Here is a 16,324-nt window from a genome sequence, read left to right as displayed (position 1 = left end):
AAATCATCCTTAGTCTTTTGAAAAGCCCACAGATCCACTGAACATGACAGGTGTCGTGATTTCCACGGACTCTTCCCCTTTTGAGTTATTCGCGGATATGTAGGAATCCGTTTTCGAAGTGCCTCCCAAAGTTGAGTTCGCGATATCCAGGACAATCGCTCCGGCCTGACAATATGGATGAGCGCATTTTCTGAGACCTTCAGCCGCTGCCGAAGCACCATTTTTGCCTGGAGTGCCTGACTCCACCGGCGGCAGAGCCACTCCAAGTCTTACAGTTGAAATGTCACTTAAAACTTCTTGCATCAGTCTCTGCTTAATATCCCATGCCGTTTGTGCTTTCACCTCTGCGCAAACGCGAGAGTCATTACAGCTCATCGTCAATGAAAACCAGCCTGAAGTTTCCGCAGTTTCGATCAACGAGGAGGCGGTGCTTGTTTTAAAGAAGCCACCTTGGGATGAAGATTCGCGAATTTTTTTTGCCAGCAATCCTTTGTTGTAGGTGGCTGTGTAACCAAATGTTGCGCCGACTTCGTATTTATAGAATGCAGTAGGAGTGATGAGGCCTGCTAACACCTGGGAATCGATGTGCGCAGGAATTTCCCGTGTGAATGGATCGCGAAGTTTACACGCACCAAACAGACTCAAATCTAAACGGGCAGAGTAGCTTCCGGCCCCGACATTGCTGTCGGGGGGAAGCGGCAGGTCTTCGTTAAAAGCAATTCGCATATCAGGGTCTTGGTTTTTTGCCTGGTTCCAAGCTAGTTTGACTTCCTTTAACGGAACTGCCACGAAATTGACGGGAACCGTGGTGTTGTACTGGCGAAAACGTTGAACATTTTTTTCGATGTTCATATCAAAGATCATTTCAACAGAGGCACCAAGTGCCGCAGCCAGGTCCCCATAATCGGATTTGATTTTTTCACGAGTTTCGCGAATCGTGTTCAAGGCTTCTTCGTTGACCTTGCCCTTGATGGCTTCTGCTGTTTGTCTATTCAGCTCGGCCATGATTTTGTTTAAAGAACTGATTTCAGAGCATCGTCCCAGATTGCCGCTGGTGACCCCGGTGATTTTGCGATTTGCCTGAGCCGGAGGAAGTACATACGCAGTCTTGCAATCAGCCGTTAAAAAGTAGCCACCGCTGTTTGGTGGAATGCGTATGCTTTTGGCTATCTCGCAAGACGTAGAAATTCTTGGACCAACGGCAAATGCTGAGCTTGAAAAGATCGATGCGAACAGGATCCATTTTTTCATATATTTTCCTTTTTCAAAAATTCTTTCGCTAGCTTCAACATCTCAGAAGAATCACTTCTCGGGTCCGATAATTTGGGGAAGACGTCCAAAAGCAATTGAATGCTCTCGGCTTTGGGTTGGTTATCCAATTGGAATATGACTGAACCGAGGACATAGGCCTGCGCAATAGGCAAAGTCTCCTGATGGGCATCCTGCCACTGCACTTTATTCATTTGCAGACTCCAAGATTTGTACAAGCGGCTCAAAATCAAGGACTGCTCCTGTATCTGTGGATTTCCAGGTGGGGGAGTACCAGAATTTTCACAAGCCGTTAGCAAGGAAACGATGCAAATGAGACCAAGCAGGTTTTTCATTTTAGTCTCCGATGCTTACATCCAACATTTCACCAATTACATAGTTTAAAGTGTATTTGGGATCTTCAGGTTTTACGTAGTCGATGTTCATTCCCCAGTTGTTGATTAATTCAGATTCCTTCGCCATGGCTTTCTGAACCGTATTCAGAGCCGCGTAATCGGCTTTCACCGAGTTCAGGAAAGTCTGAATCCTTTCGGAGGAACTTAACATTTCCGATGTGGCAACCACGGACCGAGCAGCCACACCCAGCGCGAAGGCCTCGGCTATTTCATTTTGTTTCGGAGTGTTCTTGTTACTGACCACATTGGGGTGGTTTTTCCAGAACTGTTGGTAAATGGAAGTGTATGCGCTTTGCTTGATCCACATTGTGCGATCTGGAAGAGCTTTTTCATAGCTGATATCTCTTACCATCGAAAACTGAACAGTTTGTTCCATAAGGTCACATGCAAAAGCGTTCTTATCCGAAAGATCGATTTGAATTTCTTGACCTTGGGATTCGCGAATTTTTTCACTGATCATAGAAATTTCACTTTCTAACGATCCTTTATTTTCGCGGTATTCAGTATCGTTTGAAATCCAATAGCCATAGTTTTTAGTCAGATTGATTTTTGGTTCACCCACCACCACAGAGTTTTCAAATGTTGAGAACTTTGCAAGGGCTGCAGGAGAAATACCATCTCCGGGAATAATCAATTTCGCTTTGAAGCGCTTTCCAAGAAAGATCGACATTTTACAAAGATCGCCAGCTTTAGAGTTTCGTTTCGCATCAACAACTACCTTTATCGGAATGTTTCTGACGTAAAGACGATGAAAGCGAGAGGCTCCCGTAGGGAGTTTATAAACTTCGGCGCGTAATCCAGTATCCGGATCAAGATAGACGCTTTCACTTTTTAGAGAAGGCGCCCACTTACCAAGTGAGCCCCAATCTGTTGCTTGAGCGTTCGCAGCCGCCGTGAATAATAGAATGAATGTAACGATTTTCATATATTTCTCCGATTAATTGAAGCCGGATGTGTGATCCACAGTCGTTGTTTGATTTGCTTCTAAAGTGATATGTTCAGTGATCCAAGAATCGTCTTTGATATCTTTAGTAAGCGCGCTCACGCCATTGCGATCCACTCTGGTATAGATCGTTTGGGTGCTACAGCTTCTGGAGGCGCCAATGCCGAAGAATCCTGAACTGCTGGAGCAAACTTGTCTTGTACCCGTGGCCACATCATCTGTGCCTGGTTGAATTTCAGGAGCTCCGGCAATTGGTTCTTCGCTGAAGATACCCAATTGCTTTAACTTGTTTTCTGCTCGAGTGAAGTACTGTTGAATACTTTTGTTGATGATTCGAGCGAAAGGTGAAAGCTCTTCGCCGTCAGCAGTGCCTTGCATGTAGTCGTCAAAACTGTAAGGGCGGCCTTTGTCGTCAATCGTGATGCTGAGAGAATTATCAAGTCCTCCCGCGATCACACCTTGGGTGAAGTCTCTGCGAGTGTATTTTCCTCTCTCGATATAGCTGTCGATGTTATTCAGGAAGTCCGTCGTCTTGATTGTAGCATTCACATCCAGCTTGATACCGGTTTGCACGTTGACCTTATAGGCCAGATTCAATGCTACCGTTTCGCTGACCAGTCTTTCCAGATCCTCGCGGTTGTCTTTGCTGTTACAATAAGCAGACGTCGATATATCCACCAAACCCGTCAATCCGCCGTTCATAGCTACATAAGTTGCTTCGGAATCCAAGGTGACCCCTGAAACTGCAGGCACTCGGTAGCTGGGGAAATCCACATTCAAAATCGTTTTTCCGACTGTGGTCTTTGATGATTTTCTTGAAATAACCAACGTGGAGTTGGTGATTAAGGCGGGTGTGAACTTAGTTGGACCGTTAGAGCCATCAGCCAACGCATTTGCCACGCGGTAAGCCTCGACGTTTTGCATGATACGATCTTCAAGCGTGTACTTGACTCGTAAAGCAGGCATCAGGTCGTAAATTCCAAATATGTCGTTTTTTCTTTTTGTATAGTAAGCAATTTGTTTTCGGATCTCTTTGATTTGTAGTTCGTAAAGGTCTTTTTTATCAACAGGCGCATCCGTAATTTTCAAAATCACTTCATCAAGCTGCGTATTCAGGCTTGCAATTTTGGCATCGTAATCAAATGACTGAGACTTTTTGTTAAGGATTTCCTTGCAAAAACGATCCGCGGCCCCCGGAAGTTTCGCCCAAGATTTAACAGCCTTGATTGTTTTTTGAGGTAAAACATAAGCAGTGCTGCAGTCTTTGCTAAAATAGATCGGGGCTTGGTTTTCCAAGGAGGGAGCTTTAACCTGGCAGGCCTTTTCTGGCTTCAGTACTGCGAACTGACTTTCTTCAGCTGCAGCATGAACGGGTTGGACCATGCTCAAAGATAGGACGGTTCCTACGAGCAATTTACTTATCATGGTGATCTCCTTTGTATAGGTTCGGAAACTATTTAACTTCTTTTTCTCTCTGAGTGCCGCAGACAATCCATTTCTTGGATGTCTTCTTGATTCGTTGGTTTTGGCTGCTGTATCCAACTTCGATGTATTCCAGCTTTTTCAAGTCAGGGGTTTTTACGAACTCGACGGCCCAGCGTTCGTCGCGGCCCGTGGCATCGTCATAGTTTCTGTCGCGAAATCGATAGTGCAGCATTCGCGAATTCTGGATTTCTAATTGATGTGTTTTTGAGTATTCGAACTCAGGAATATAAAAGGGGACATAGCGCTCAAAGCCAGTTTTGTCGACAACGAGCATGTCGGCGATGATGGTACCATGAATTTCGCGGGAGGTTTTTGCGACTCTGCAGACCTGAATTTCGATTTGACAGCTACCAAGTTCGTAGCGGCCTTCTATTTCTCTGAGAAATTCAATCATCCGCAAATCTTTGGGGTCATTTGCGGCATGTGTAGGACACGCACCTAATTTTGCCCAGCTTTGCTGAGTCAAGAGTACCAGTGCGATGATGAAGAAAGTCTTCATAGAGCCCCCTCGTCAGATTGACGAGAGGCTATCGAGCAAACGGGATACCAGTGGTTTTAGAGTTCGTATTCGATTTTAAGTGAATTGAGTGATTTTAGTCCGGCCCCCAAGACTTGATTCTCGGACACCGGCCGGATAAATCCCGAACCCTCTCAAACGTTAATTCAACTGTTCAGTGATCTCGATGCGAAATGATTCTCCAGTTTCATATTTTGCATGAGCGCTGGTTAGTATCTTAATGCTAAGGTATTTCGCCGCAATCAATTCCTGACTCTTTGAAGCCTTGTCTGTGCAAAATGCCATTGAGGAAATTAACGCAGTTCCTGAGAGGGCGCCATTCAGAAAGGCATAGGTAGCTCTTGGGTTTGTTGCGCCGAACGGTGGATAACTCTCATGTCCTAGAGTAGGTATTTGAACGCGAATGACAGGAGTGTGATCGTCAATTAGGGATTTATGGGCCAATTCCATAACCGAAGAATCCATCTGAAGTGCTGCAATTGTTAAGTGTGGATTTGCCGCCGAATATGGCTCGACATTGAGATTTATTGTTTTTGCATTACAAACTATAAATCGAACTAGCATAGCTGCCGTTCGGTGATACTTATTTTCATGTCTTTCCACGACTTGGCGTAGTTCAATTCTGTATTGTTCGATTAGCTCTTTGATATCTTCTTTTTTATCTTCCAGAGCGTGGGTTAGTTCCGCTTCCAGTTCTTCGAGTTTCTTGGTGTAGTACTCGGTGTAATACTTAGTATCTTTCTTGCTTCGATTCACTTCTTCTTTAATGTCATCGCAAACAGAATCGTCTGACCCTCCTAGTAGGACAATATCAAGCTTCGCGGAAGAAATCGGAACGATAAATGCTGTTTTGCAATCCTGGCTTATGTAAACTTGGTTTTTCTGCGTGTCAGTTGGAAAGCTAAATTTGCACTTGGTTTTTTCAAGAAGTACAGGAGCCGTACTCTTATGCTCAGCCTCTTTTGGAGACGGCGATGGCGTTGGTGTTGGTGAGGCCTTCGGCGTCGGAGAAGGACTTTGCCTAGGCTCGGGTATTTGTTGGGGCTTAGCGGAACGGGCAGTGGTTTCGTTGCATGAAGCTAAGAGTAGTGTCAGGCAAATAAAGATAGTGAATTTTTTCATAATATCCTCGCTAAAGAGCTTTCGACACTTTAAAGCAAGGAAGAGGCCAACGGACCGCCCGCTGAGAGTGATAAATGAACAATCAGTTTCGAACTGTCCGGATTTAAGGAACAGAGTCTGGAATTTTCCAAAAAAAGGGAGCCAACGGCTCCCTTCCTCATTCCCTAATTTCCAATCTCAAATTTCCAATGTCTATCCGCCGCATTGGCAGTCAGTGCCCAGGCAAGAAAGAACCTTGCCGTGGTTATTAAACTGGAACTGGAAAACTTTATTATCATGCATTTCCAAAGAAACAAATGAGCCGTCTTTCAACTTCAAATCCATCTTTTTTTCAACGCGGGTGATTTTGCCTGTCGCTAAAAGCTTTTCAACGGTGTCGTCAGCTTTTAAAGGAATTTCTTCCGGAAGGTCTTGTTCATCCAATTTATAGAACTTCACAGTCTTTTTGGATTTCGCATTCGTATTATCAGCACCGATCACATGCACGCGACGTTTCGTGCCGTCGGGTTGATCTAGGTGATAGTTTTCCAACGTCGTTTCTTCAGATTTAACACCCAGGCTTTTACGCAAGTATTCGATTAATGCTTCGGGTGTTGCGATCGCTTGGGCTGCGATTTCTGGGGCACAGGCTTTCAATGAATCGTTGAAAGTATCCTTGCCAGAAACAGCCGCAGGTGTTTGTGTCGCTGTTGCGGTTCCTGCCTCTGAACCCGTTACAACGGTATTCGGTGCAGAAGCGCTTTCTCCTGCAGAAATCACCGAAGAGTTTGCGCCGCTGTTCACTGGTTTTTCGTGAAAAAGGATATGCAGGAAATAATAATCCGCAGCTACTCCCAAGATGAAAAGTACTGCAGCCCAAATAAACCAGTGCCTAAACTTAATTTCTTTCATAATTCCTTTAATCCTGTTTCAGATTTGGAACCCAAACATCCCATGACTTACAGCTTCTTGCACGCTGCGAAGGTCCACGAAGCTGACCCCAGCGGTATTGCGCTTCATCCATTGGATTGTTTGAGATGAGTCCCGCGAATAATCTGCGCTTGAACTCAGCTAAGTCAAGATACTGACCCGAAATAACTTCCGTGGTACAAACCGAAGTTCCGTCCACGCCTACTGGCGCCATTTTGCGAGTTTCGCTAGCCATGCTTTCTTCGATGAAAGGATAAATTTTATTCAGGCGCACTCGCATGTCCAGGCTTAAATCGGAAGCATTATTGGCAAGAACCAGTTCGCGGTAAACTTTGCGCAAAGTCACGTAATCATCAAACACGCGCTGATCGCGGCTGGGAGTGGAATAAGTGTCATAATCTTCATACTTCATGCAACCACGGGTCGAGCGTAAAGCATTCAATCCATCGTTCACCGCACTCACGCGGCCCACCAAGCCTTGGCAAGTCACTTTCAACAGACGCGCCATCATTTGCTCATCGGTTTCGCGACGAAGTTGCAGACGGCCTTGAGCGTATTTCACCCAGCGTTTCAATGGCACTTTGTATTGCTCTTCGCTGTAACCAGGAACTTTCCAAACGGGTTGATTTAAATACTCCACCGGTCTCCAGTAACGGAAGCCCGCGCCGCCCGCAGGAGTTTGGTCGCCTTCAAAAACCCATTCAGGATTTGGCCAGGACTGACGCTCTTGCAAAGTCGAACCGGAAGTACGACCTACCGTGGAGTTATAAACCAAGTGAGGCACACCAATCGGTAGCATCTCTTTGATTGTCCAAGAGTGATGGTTCACAGCCGTTGTCAGGATCAAGGAGCCGGCACGAACGGTGTTGCGGGAAATAGCAACGGGGTAGGTGTCGTTCGCGACTGATTTCGTGCTGACCATGTCATAGATATACAGCAGGAAGTTTTTCACACGTTGTTCTTCACGCTGCTTATCGAAACGCTTCATTTGATTTGAAATCGTGCGCCCGTAAGCCGTGGGATCTTGAATCACGAAAGGAAGTTTATTTTCGTAAGCGAAAATCAAACGCATGGAGTAAACCGTGTCAGCACAATCCGTACGTAAACCGTAATAGGGATTGCTTTGGCCATTCGGAAGTTTTTTTCGGGCAAAGAAATCGATTTGCCAGTTGTTTTCAACCCATTCAGAAAAGCGGTCTTCCCAAGCCGGTGACCAAGCGTTCACATCCGTCCACACAGCAGCGTGGGCAAAATTACAAGAAACCAAAACCACAAGAAGCAAAATCAAACGTTGCATGATGACTCCATAGATTGCGCGAGAAAACGGTACATTGCCGGTTTTTAAGATTCAAACAAAATGCCCTGCGGCCAAGGCCCATTTTCCCTAGCGGTGACGTGTCATAAAACTCGGGCGAGTGCGTATTGAAATTCGTTTGCTGAGTCATAAAATGAAGAAGTCGACCGTTGCTTTTTCGGTCAGCACTCTGGAGGAGATATGAAAAACTTGAAGTGGACCTTAAGTCTTGTGTTCCTGGTGGGGACGGCAAATGCGGCCATTCGAGAGATTCCGATCAACAGCGGTCGGGCGCTGCGCGCTCAAGTCGATAGTTATGTCGAGCTTTTGCAAAAGGAAATGAGCCTTGCTAAGAGCAATAAGGAGCGTTTTCGCGCTATCCGCCGTGTCACTGATGAAATCAAGGTCGTTCGTGAAAATAATATGCCGCAGACGGCAGCAGATGAAGCCTATATGGATTTAATGTTGGCTGTTTTCGACTCCGTACCAACCGAGAAAAATTTCAAAAAAAGTGACTGCACTCGCTATGAAAACGATATTTTAAATCAATATGAGCCCACGGCGGATATAGAGCCGATGGAGCCTGCGGTGAAGCCTGCATGGTTTGCCCTCACGGTACTGTGTAGATAATGCCCTTGTGGTTTTCGCTTAAATCCGTTAATTCTTCGGGGGATAAAATTTTAATCCCCACGAGGAGTTTAGAGTGAAAAAGCTTATTTTGATGATCGCAATGACTGTTTCTTCTTCAGCCTTTGCTGCACCCAGCACGCCAGAATTCGTCGACACTTTGGTAGACACGATTAACGCGAAACTTGTTGTGATTAATCACGAGCGCGCTCAAGACGGTGAGAAACTCTACTGCTCTCACTTGAATGAAAAACAGGTCAATCTTATCGCTGCTTACTTCCGTAACAAAAAAGCCAATGCCTGGAAAACTTTGGATTCTGTGAACGCAACAAGCTTTGTGAGCTCGGTGGGTTTCGAACTTTCTTGCTTCCCGAAACCTTGCAAAAACTATGATGATCTGGTTCATGGCATCTGCAATGCAAAGTCGTACAAAATGGATCGCGCACTTTTGACACAATCCTTGGAGTCTATCAAAGGTGGCAAAATCTATGTGAACACGACAATGGATGAAGTCGCTCGCTAAGGCCGTTAACATTGTGAATTTGAAACTTAAAGGGGACCTGATGGGTCCCTTTTTTTGTCCTGCAGAATCACATCTTGAACTCGAATTCAGTTTAAGTGGAAATATTTAAAACAAATTATTTCCAAGGAATCTCCATGACTGGTCGGTCGTTTAAGATCTTGCTCGTTTTCGTGGCTTTGGTATTTCAGTTTTCTTTCCAAACTGCTCATGCAGAGCCTGTGCCCGGAGAGGAAATGTTTATCTTCCATCTGGGATATTTTCTTCCCTCCTTTGATACCAAGCTGCGCGTGGATAACAATACCTTGGGGCGCGGTGACGAAGTAAATCTTGAAAAAGATCTGGGTCTCGATGTGGAAGAAACCACGATCCGCGCAGATGCTATGTGGCGGATGTCTGAACATAATCGCTTAACTCTGGGAGTATTTAATTTCAATCGAACGGGCACTCGGGTTATTGATCGACAAATTCAAATCGGCGATCAAATTTATCCGGTCGGCGCGACCGTAAATACTAATTTCAATTTCACAGTGATTCCCATCGCTTGGTCCTATGCTTTTATTAAAAACTCCACTTGGGAGGTTGCTGCGGGTGCGGGTGTGCAGTGGTCGCAGATCAATTTTAAAGCCGACGGGAGCGCCTCACTGAGTGGTATCAGCGGAAGTCGTGAAGCGACCGCCTCGGCCAATGCCCCGTTGCCGCTTTTAGGGATAGATGCAAAATATTATATTTTCGAGAACTGGAGTGTCGGTTCGAATCTGGGAGTCTTTGCTTATAAAATCGGGGCATCGAATATGACCATGCAGGGGAATATCGTGAATGCCACGATTTCAACTGACTGGTGGTTTACTACGTACGTGGGCGCAGGAGCTGCCTTGAATTGGTTTTATGTCGGCGTCGATGTTCAGGGAAGTAAATGGAGTGGGGATTTCAACTATCAATACTTGGGACCCCAACTCTTTTTGTCAGGGCGATTTTAATATTTTTATTCGCCATCGCGAGGCGCGTGACGCTAGAATCAGGGCATGAGTAAAGTCGCAGTCTTTTTTCAAAGTGAACCGCCTCCTGCCATCGACGGAATTAAAAAACCTTTCAAGCCCGGTGGCTACAGTGATAGCGGTGCAGATATCGCTTATGCATTAAAAGAGAGCGGGCAGTTCGTTGCAACACCCGTGGCCTTTCCAGAACCTCAAAATGATAAAGACTGGGTATTCCCTGATAACGAAGCGGGATTTACAAAGGCCTACGAGGCTGGAGCCAGAATTTTTTGGCTTAACACAGTTTTGTACGTGGGCCATCCTGTCGAAACTTTAAAATTTCCTGAAGTAAAATTTGTAGGACAGCGCCCATCCGATGTGCAAGCGGCCGACGATAAGTTCGCGACCAATAAACTCTTGCGAGAGCGCGGGCTGCCGGTGGCTTCTTCAGAAGTCGTCCAACTGGAAAACTGGCAGTCGCTTAATTTAGCCACTCCCATGATGATTAAACCCATTCGGGGCCGAGGCAGCCAGGGAGTAGAGGTCGTAAAAGAACTTCCAGCCTTAAAAGCTTTGGTTGAGAAATGGAAGGCTTCGGGCGAATTCGGGGATGCCTTGATGGCTGAAGAGTTTTTACCTGGAGAAGAGATCACGATCACAGTGATGCCTGCCGGAACCTATCGTATTCAAGGGGAGACCGTCGTGAAGGGCTCTCCCTGGGCTTTGCCGCCCGTGCGTCGGGTGAACCATATTGACGGCGTGGCACCCTATAACGGCGTTGTGGCGGTGACTGCGAACAGTGTTTTACTTTCCCCCGTTGAAGCTCAGGAGCCTTCGATTCAGAGTGCGATTAGGTCTTGTGAGCGGGCTGGAACTCTGTTGGAAATTCATGCGCCTATCAGAATTGATTGCCGTCAAAATTCTGCCAGGGAATATCTGCTTTTTGATTTAAATATGAAACCGAATATGACGGGGCCGGGAAGGCCGGGGCGGGATAATCAAGACAGTCTGTCTGCTATTGCCGCCCGAGGAATCGGCTGGGACTATAAGGACTTGCTGCTAGCGATGCTAGAGCAAGCCTGGAAGATGGTCATTAGTAGCCAAGGATATCTACGTAAGTAATGCCTTTAGCAACGCTGGAGGAAACTTTAGCGCGTTGGCCTTTGATCACGATGCGACCATCAAGGAATAGCTGCTTGAAAGTCGTGCGAGTGATGTTGAAAAGGTTCAAATTTTCTTTTTGATTGCGAAGGGCGTTCAACAAAACCACATCCAAGCGCTTTGCCGATTTATGAAGCTCAATCGTCACGCGAAATGATTTAGGTGGACGTGGGGGAACGTGATTTACGCCTTGATATTCTTCCATGGGATCTCCAATTACAATAAGGCCGGAGAGTGCCACGGCTGAGGACAATTTGTCCAATGATCTTGCCGAGTGTCCCCTGAAGCGAAGGGCCCTGGAAAAATATTACAGGATATTGAGGGCCCTCGGTTTGAAAGTGAAAATCAAGTTAACAAAGTCCCAAGCTCAGAGCGTAGTTCACGTAAATTTTTTTCCAGCTCTTCGAGTTTCAGGAAAAGATCGGCGTTCTTAGGTTTACGGCCCGTCATCAGTTCAAACAGAGTCACGTCTAAGGCCTTTGATAGCTTTTCATAGGGCTCACCCAGGATCTGACGCCCGTTTTCCCATTCGCGATAAGTCGTCACGGGAATGCCTGTGAGGTCTGCGATTTGTTGGGCTGACATGTCTTTATAAGTGCGCATTCTTTTTAAGCGTGCTGCTAACGTTTCCATAATTATCTCCGATGGCGGGTGATATAGAACGAGTGAAAATTTGCGTAAATTAGAACGTTTGGATAACAACATTCCAATAAATCGAAGTCAGTTATTGCTGTTCGCAAATAATCGCGGCGTTGAATTTTCGATCAACACGAACTCGCAGTGATTCTGCGTTTTCTGCTTGTGCTAAAACTACGGTTTTACCAGCGTAGATCTCGTTTTCGATCGAAAGTTCCATTCCGCCGGTATTGTTCGGAACGGCTTTGTAAATAAACCCGGGGTGAACTGAAACATCAACGCTGGCGATGTATCCCTGGCCGTCGTCAGGGGAGATTTCGGTTGCGCGGTCCATGCCTTTCCCATCAGTTCGGTATAGCCAACCCCGTCATGTGAAATTTCCTGCGTGAGCTTGGGCAGTAGTGATAGTTACGAGACTTAATAGTGCGATGACGAATTTCATATATTCTCCTGCTTAAGTGAGTGGTTGTTGCAGTGCTTATAGGAAATTTTGTGAGTTCTGAAAATTAGAACGTTTCGATTGAATCTATCTAATATATGGATGATACGCGGGAAGCTTTAGTTAAATCGAGTGATGTACTGGCATCGTTGGCAGAGGTTTTCGACGAGCTTGTTGTCTTTAAAACCTTTTAGGATTTTTACGGAACGATCGGAGGCTAGGATGGTTTCGATGCTGGCTTCTTTGACGTTGCCTAAAGGGATCTTACCTTCTTTGTCTAGGCAGCAGGGAACGACTGTGCCGTCGGCAAGCACGCCAAAATGGCTGGAAAGGCCATAGCACGTTCCGCGAGTTCCAAGGATGGGAAGGTCCACTGAGGGCCAGGTGAATTCGGTATCGAAATGTAAATGCAGGCGGTTTTGAATGCGCACACTTTTATTTCTGCGAACATCGATGTCTTGATTGAAAGTGAAACCAAACTCTGTGCAAACACGATCAAGCATCGAGCGGTTTTGTTGACCGGTACCCATCGGGTCATCCAAATTCCACAGGCGATAATTGATATAAAGTTCAGGACGCTCTTCCATCGCACGGCGAGTGTATTTAAAGATCTTACTCAAATAAATGGTCGGGTCTTTGTCGCCGTAATTATCGTGGAAACTGTGCAGGGAGAAATTCACCTGGCGCAGAATCGGGCGAAGCAGAAGCTCTTCTTTCACGGCATTCATCAGAACACCGTTGGTTACCAGAAACACCGGGACTTTGTGAGCTTCGCAGATATCCAGGAACTCAGCCAATTTGGGGTGAACCAAGGGGTCGCCCATTAAATGCAAAGTCACCTGATCGGTCAGGGGAGCCACCTGCGTGATGACGGATTCAAAGACCTCAAGGCTCATCATTTTCTTTTCGCGCTCCACAGGTGGACAAAAGCTACACTGCAGATTGCAGATGTTGCTGATCTCGATATTCACCTTATGAAAGCGGTTCTTGGGTTTAATAAAGCCGGGTCCTTAAAATAAAAAAGGCCCCTGGGAAATCCCAGAGGCCTTGGATTTGGAACTCTCTTACATCTGACGAGCGCGTTTTTCAACCGCAAGGGCGGCTTCACGCACAACTTCTGACAAAGTAGGGTGGGCGTGGAAGGATCTTGCAAGATCTTCACTGCTGCCACCGAACTCCATGCATACGATCACTTCGTGGATCAGCTCAGATACGCCCGGCCCCACCATGTGCGCGCCCAAAAGCTTGTCTGTGGTCTTATCCGCGATGATTTTCACGAAACCTTCCGTGAAACCCTTCGCGCGAGCACGGCCGTTTGCCAGGAATGGGAATTTACCCACGTTGATTTCGATACCTTTTTCTTTGGCTTGTTCTTCGTTAATACCAACAGTTGCGACTTCAGGGTGAGTGTAGATCACGCCTGGAACTGTGTTGTAATTTACGTGACCAGCGCCGCCCGCTAGCATTTCTGCAACGGCAACACCTTCTTCTTCCGCTTTGTGCGCAAGCATTGGGCCGGCGATAACGTCACCGATCGCGTATACGCCTGGAACAGACGTTTGGTAGTGATTGTCAACGATGATACGACCTTGGGGGTCTTTTTGGATGCCAGTTTCTTCACAACCCAAGCCATTCGTGAATGGTTTGCGACCTGTCGCTACTAGTACAACCTCTGCTTTCGCCGTAGTTGCTTTACCATCCGTCAAAGATTCGTAAGTCACTTCCACGCCGTCAGCGACAACGTTAGAGCCAGTTACTTTTGTAGAAAGAAGGAACTTCATACCTTCTTTTTCCAAATTACGTTTAAGCACGTTCATGCAGTCTTGATCTGTAGGGCCACCCAAGCGGTTTGTGTACTCGATCACTGTCACTTCAGCACCCAGGCGTTGCCATACAGAGCCAAGCTCAAGACCGATCACACCACCGCCTACAACGATCATCGTTTTAGGAACTTGTGGAAGGATCAAAGCACCTGTATTCGATACGATTCTTTTTTCATCGTACTTCAAGAAAGGAAGTTCCACAGGAACAGAGCCGGAAGCAATCAAGATCGCTTTCGTCGTTAAGACTTGTGTGTTGCCGTCGTCAGTTTTTACTTCAACTTTACCAGCTCCCAGGATTTTCCCGAAGCCGTTGATGCCAGTGATTTTATTTTTCTTGAATAGGAAGTTGATACCATCAGTGTTGGCTTTAACAACTTTGTCTTTACGAGCGATCATCGTGCCTAAGTCCAATTCAACTTTAGGGACTTTGATACCGTGAGCAGCGAAGTCATGTTGAGCTGCTACATAGTGTTCAGAACTTTCCAAAAGAGCTTTAGAGGGGATGCAACCTACGTTTAAGCATGTGCCTCCGTAAGTTTTGTCTTTTTCGACAACTGCAGTTTTTAGTCCCAATTGAGCTGCACGAATGGCGCCCACATAACCACCGGGACCTGAACCGATAACAATAAGATCAAATTGATTGTCTGCCATGTAGTTTCCTTTTTATTACTCTCAAAGATATACCTAGTTTAGCATTCCCGGTCACCAAGTAAGGTTCGTTTTAGGCGAGGCTTAGGGCTTAATTTGATTTGATGTCGGCTTGCGGCGCACTTTGAGGCGCGAGATATCCTCAATATATTTAGCTATTTATGATTCCGGTCATAAAGCGCGGCTATTCGAGGAAAGTCCTTAAATTCGCAGGCCTACCCCGCTGACAGCGATCTAGGTAACAGTTCCCTTTTTGTACTGCACTGCGGGGCCGCATTGGTTCCGCAGTGTTCAATAACTTCCATTAATCTTAATCTAAACCATTGTTTTTAGAAGGCCGCCTTCAACTCGCATTGCTGAGCCTGTGATGGCAGAAGCTTCGTCAGTTGCAAGAAAAGCCACGACATTTCCGATTTCTTCAGGGCGAATAAAACGCTGAATAATTGAAGTGGGACGAGCTGTTTTAAAGAAGCCCTCTTCAACCTGCTGTTCTGAGATATGATCTTTCTCGGCCAACTGTTTTAAGAATGTTCCTACACCTTCGGATTTCGTTGGCCCCACCAATACAGAATTCACTGTGACGTTTGTGCGTGCTGCTGTTTCGGCAAGTCCACGGGCCAAAGCCACTTGTGCCGTTTTAGAAACTCCGTAGTGGATCATTTCCGTCGGAATTTGCAAAGCGGACTCGCTGGAAATAAAGATCACACGACCAGCATTCTTTTTCAGCATCCGCGGAAAATAAAAGCGTGAAAGACGTGCGCCCGACATGAAATTTCCATTCCACATTTTTTCCCAGTCTGCATCACTGATGTCTGCAAATTCTTTGGGTTCAAAGATACCAAAGTTATTTACCAGAACTTCAACCTCGGGGAATAATTCTGTAACTTTATTGATTCCTTCCGTCGTCGTAAGATCGGCCGCTACTCCGTGAAGGGAAGCTTTGTTTGCACCAGATTTGATAAGTTCATTGATTGCGTTATTCACGCGCTCTTCCGTGCGACCATTGATGATCACATCGAAGCCTTTTTTCGTCAGGCTTTGTGCAATCGCGAAACCAATTCCTGCAGTGGAGCCTGTGACTAATGCCAATTTATTCTTTTTCATAAAGCACCTATTTTTTTCTCACTAGCACGTCAACGGAGTAGTGATTGTAGTTAAGGAAAAATAAAACAACTGTGTAAAGCATGATATAAATCATTTGAATGCCGACAATCTCCCAGTTTTGGATCAAGCAGCTTCCTGCCATCAACATTATCATCAGTGCAAGGCCCGCGATTGTTGTCGGCATCAAGAAAAGCCCCAGAATCAGAAGTAAACCGATGATCGCTTCCAAGGGAGGGATCGCATAGGCGAAAGCCTGAACCGTCCAAGCGGGAAGAGGAGCATCTTTAAATGTTTCTGTGATCCAAGCAATGAACTTGGAATAATTCGGGCCAAAGCGCACGATCCCGTGAAGGAAAATGTTAATCCCCAAAGCGATACGCAAAATCGAGATGGCCAAATCCTGGTGGTTGAGTTTCATGAAGGGCTCCTTTTTCTGTGTGAAATGTCCTGATGCT

19 protein-coding genes are annotated in these 16,324 nt (G+C 46.1%); 4 read left to right on the top strand and 15 right to left on the bottom strand.

The features are described from left to right. Positions 1–9: 9 nt before the first annotated feature. The 8 genes from ACLSU7_RS06560 to ACLSU7_RS06525 all read right to left on the bottom strand — a co-directional run bounded on the left by ACLSU7_RS06560 (position 10) and on the right by ACLSU7_RS06525 (position 7,937). On the bottom strand, positions 10–1,251 hold the full coding sequence (locus tag ACLSU7_RS06560) for a hypothetical protein (protein ID WP_413294759.1): 1,242 nt from the start codon (positions 1,249–1,251) through the stop codon (positions 10–12). Next, complete coding sequence (locus ACLSU7_RS06555) at positions 1,248–1,604, bottom strand: hypothetical protein (protein ID WP_413294758.1); 357 nt, start codon at positions 1,602–1,604, stop codon at positions 1,248–1,250. The genes ACLSU7_RS06560 and ACLSU7_RS06555 overlap by 4 nt, the downstream gene beginning before the upstream one ends. 1 nt (position 1,605) lies before the next feature. Next, a complete protein-coding gene (locus tag ACLSU7_RS06550) occupies positions 1,606–2,589 on the bottom strand; it encodes a hypothetical protein (RefSeq protein ID WP_413294757.1) in 984 nt (327 codons plus the stop codon). A 12-nt stretch (positions 2,590–2,601) separates the two neighbouring features. Continuing rightward, complete coding sequence (locus tag ACLSU7_RS06545; RefSeq protein WP_413294756.1) at positions 2,602–4,032, bottom strand: hypothetical protein; 1,431 nt, start codon at positions 4,030–4,032, stop codon at positions 2,602–2,604. Between the two features lie 28 nt (positions 4,033–4,060). Further along, entirely contained in the window at positions 4,061–4,591 is a 531-nt protein-coding gene (locus tag ACLSU7_RS06540; RefSeq protein WP_413294755.1) for a hypothetical protein, read from the bottom strand. Positions 4,592–4,750: 159 nt separating this feature from the next. After that, entirely contained in the window at positions 4,751–5,731 is a 981-nt protein-coding gene (locus ACLSU7_RS06535; RefSeq protein ID WP_413294754.1) for a hypothetical protein, read from the bottom strand. Between the two features lie 192 nt (positions 5,732–5,923). After that, a complete protein-coding gene (locus ACLSU7_RS06530; RefSeq protein ID WP_413294753.1) occupies positions 5,924–6,622 on the bottom strand; it encodes a hypothetical protein in 699 nt (232 codons plus the stop codon). Between the two features lie 7 nt (positions 6,623–6,629). Continuing rightward, complete coding sequence (locus ACLSU7_RS06525; protein WP_413294752.1) at positions 6,630–7,937, bottom strand: hypothetical protein; 1,308 nt, start codon at positions 7,935–7,937, stop codon at positions 6,630–6,632. A 198-nt stretch (positions 7,938–8,135) separates the two neighbouring features. Here ACLSU7_RS06525 and ACLSU7_RS06520 point away from each other — a divergent pair, with 198 nt between their 5' ends. From ACLSU7_RS06520 to ACLSU7_RS06505, 4 genes are all read left to right on the top strand, one after another. Then, complete coding sequence (locus ACLSU7_RS06520) at positions 8,136–8,564, top strand: hypothetical protein (RefSeq protein WP_413294751.1); 429 nt, start codon at positions 8,136–8,138, stop codon at positions 8,562–8,564. A 73-nt stretch (positions 8,565–8,637) separates the two neighbouring features. After that, positions 8,638–9,084 carry a hypothetical protein gene (locus ACLSU7_RS06515; protein WP_413294750.1) on the top strand — a complete coding sequence of 149 codons (447 nt, stop codon included), beginning with the start codon at positions 8,638–8,640 and terminating at the stop codon, positions 9,082–9,084. Between the two features lie 233 nt (positions 9,085–9,317). After that, positions 9,318–10,061 carry a hypothetical protein gene (locus ACLSU7_RS06510; RefSeq protein WP_413294749.1) on the top strand — a complete coding sequence of 248 codons (744 nt, stop codon included), beginning with the start codon at positions 9,318–9,320 and terminating at the stop codon, positions 10,059–10,061. Between the two features lie 45 nt (positions 10,062–10,106). Further along, positions 10,107–11,180: an ATP-grasp domain-containing protein gene (locus tag ACLSU7_RS06505; RefSeq protein WP_413294748.1), complete on the top strand. Its 1,074-nt coding sequence runs from the start codon at positions 10,107–10,109 to the stop codon at positions 11,178–11,180. On the opposite strand, the gene ACLSU7_RS06500 is transcribed toward ACLSU7_RS06505, so the two are convergent. From ACLSU7_RS06500 to ACLSU7_RS06470, 7 genes are all read right to left on the bottom strand, one after another. Then, on the bottom strand, positions 11,152–11,424 hold the full coding sequence (locus ACLSU7_RS06500; protein ID WP_413294747.1) for a hypothetical protein: 273 nt from the start codon (positions 11,422–11,424) through the stop codon (positions 11,152–11,154). The two genes, ACLSU7_RS06505 and ACLSU7_RS06500, sit on opposite strands and share 29 nt — an antisense overlap. A 140-nt stretch (positions 11,425–11,564) precedes the next feature. Beyond that, positions 11,565–11,852, bottom strand: a complete 288-nt coding sequence (locus tag ACLSU7_RS06495; RefSeq protein WP_413294746.1) for a helix-turn-helix domain-containing protein — start codon at positions 11,850–11,852, stop codon at positions 11,565–11,567. Positions 11,853–11,943: 91 nt separating this feature from the next. Beyond that, positions 11,944–12,189, bottom strand: a complete 246-nt coding sequence (locus ACLSU7_RS06490) for a hypothetical protein (protein WP_413294745.1) — start codon at positions 12,187–12,189, stop codon at positions 11,944–11,946. A gap of 224 nt (positions 12,190–12,413) precedes the next feature. Then, positions 12,414–13,265 carry a radical SAM/SPASM domain-containing protein gene (locus tag ACLSU7_RS06485; protein WP_413294744.1) on the bottom strand — a complete coding sequence of 284 codons (852 nt, stop codon included), beginning with the start codon at positions 13,263–13,265 and terminating at the stop codon, positions 12,414–12,416. A gap of 93 nt (positions 13,266–13,358) precedes the next feature. Continuing rightward, the gene (gene lpdA / locus ACLSU7_RS06480) at positions 13,359–14,768 is read right to left on the bottom strand and encodes a dihydrolipoyl dehydrogenase (protein ID WP_413294743.1); all 1,410 of its coding nucleotides are present in this window, start codon (positions 14,766–14,768) and stop codon (positions 13,359–13,361) included. Positions 14,769–15,080: 312 nt separating this feature from the next. Continuing rightward, complete coding sequence (locus ACLSU7_RS06475; RefSeq protein WP_413294742.1) at positions 15,081–15,869, bottom strand: SDR family NAD(P)-dependent oxidoreductase; 789 nt, start codon at positions 15,867–15,869, stop codon at positions 15,081–15,083. Positions 15,870–15,876: 7 nt separating this feature from the next. After that, positions 15,877–16,287 carry a DoxX family membrane protein gene (locus ACLSU7_RS06470; protein ID WP_413294741.1) on the bottom strand — a complete coding sequence of 137 codons (411 nt, stop codon included), beginning with the start codon at positions 16,285–16,287 and terminating at the stop codon, positions 15,877–15,879. Between the last annotated feature and the right edge of the window lie 37 nt (positions 16,288–16,324).

It is taken from the genome of Bdellovibrio sp. HCB185ZH (assembly GCF_047302455.1).
In the GTDB taxonomy this organism is placed as follows: domain Bacteria; phylum Bdellovibrionota; class Bdellovibrionia; order Bdellovibrionales; family Bdellovibrionaceae; genus Bdellovibrio.
This window is presented reverse-complemented; position numbering and strand designations above follow the sequence as displayed.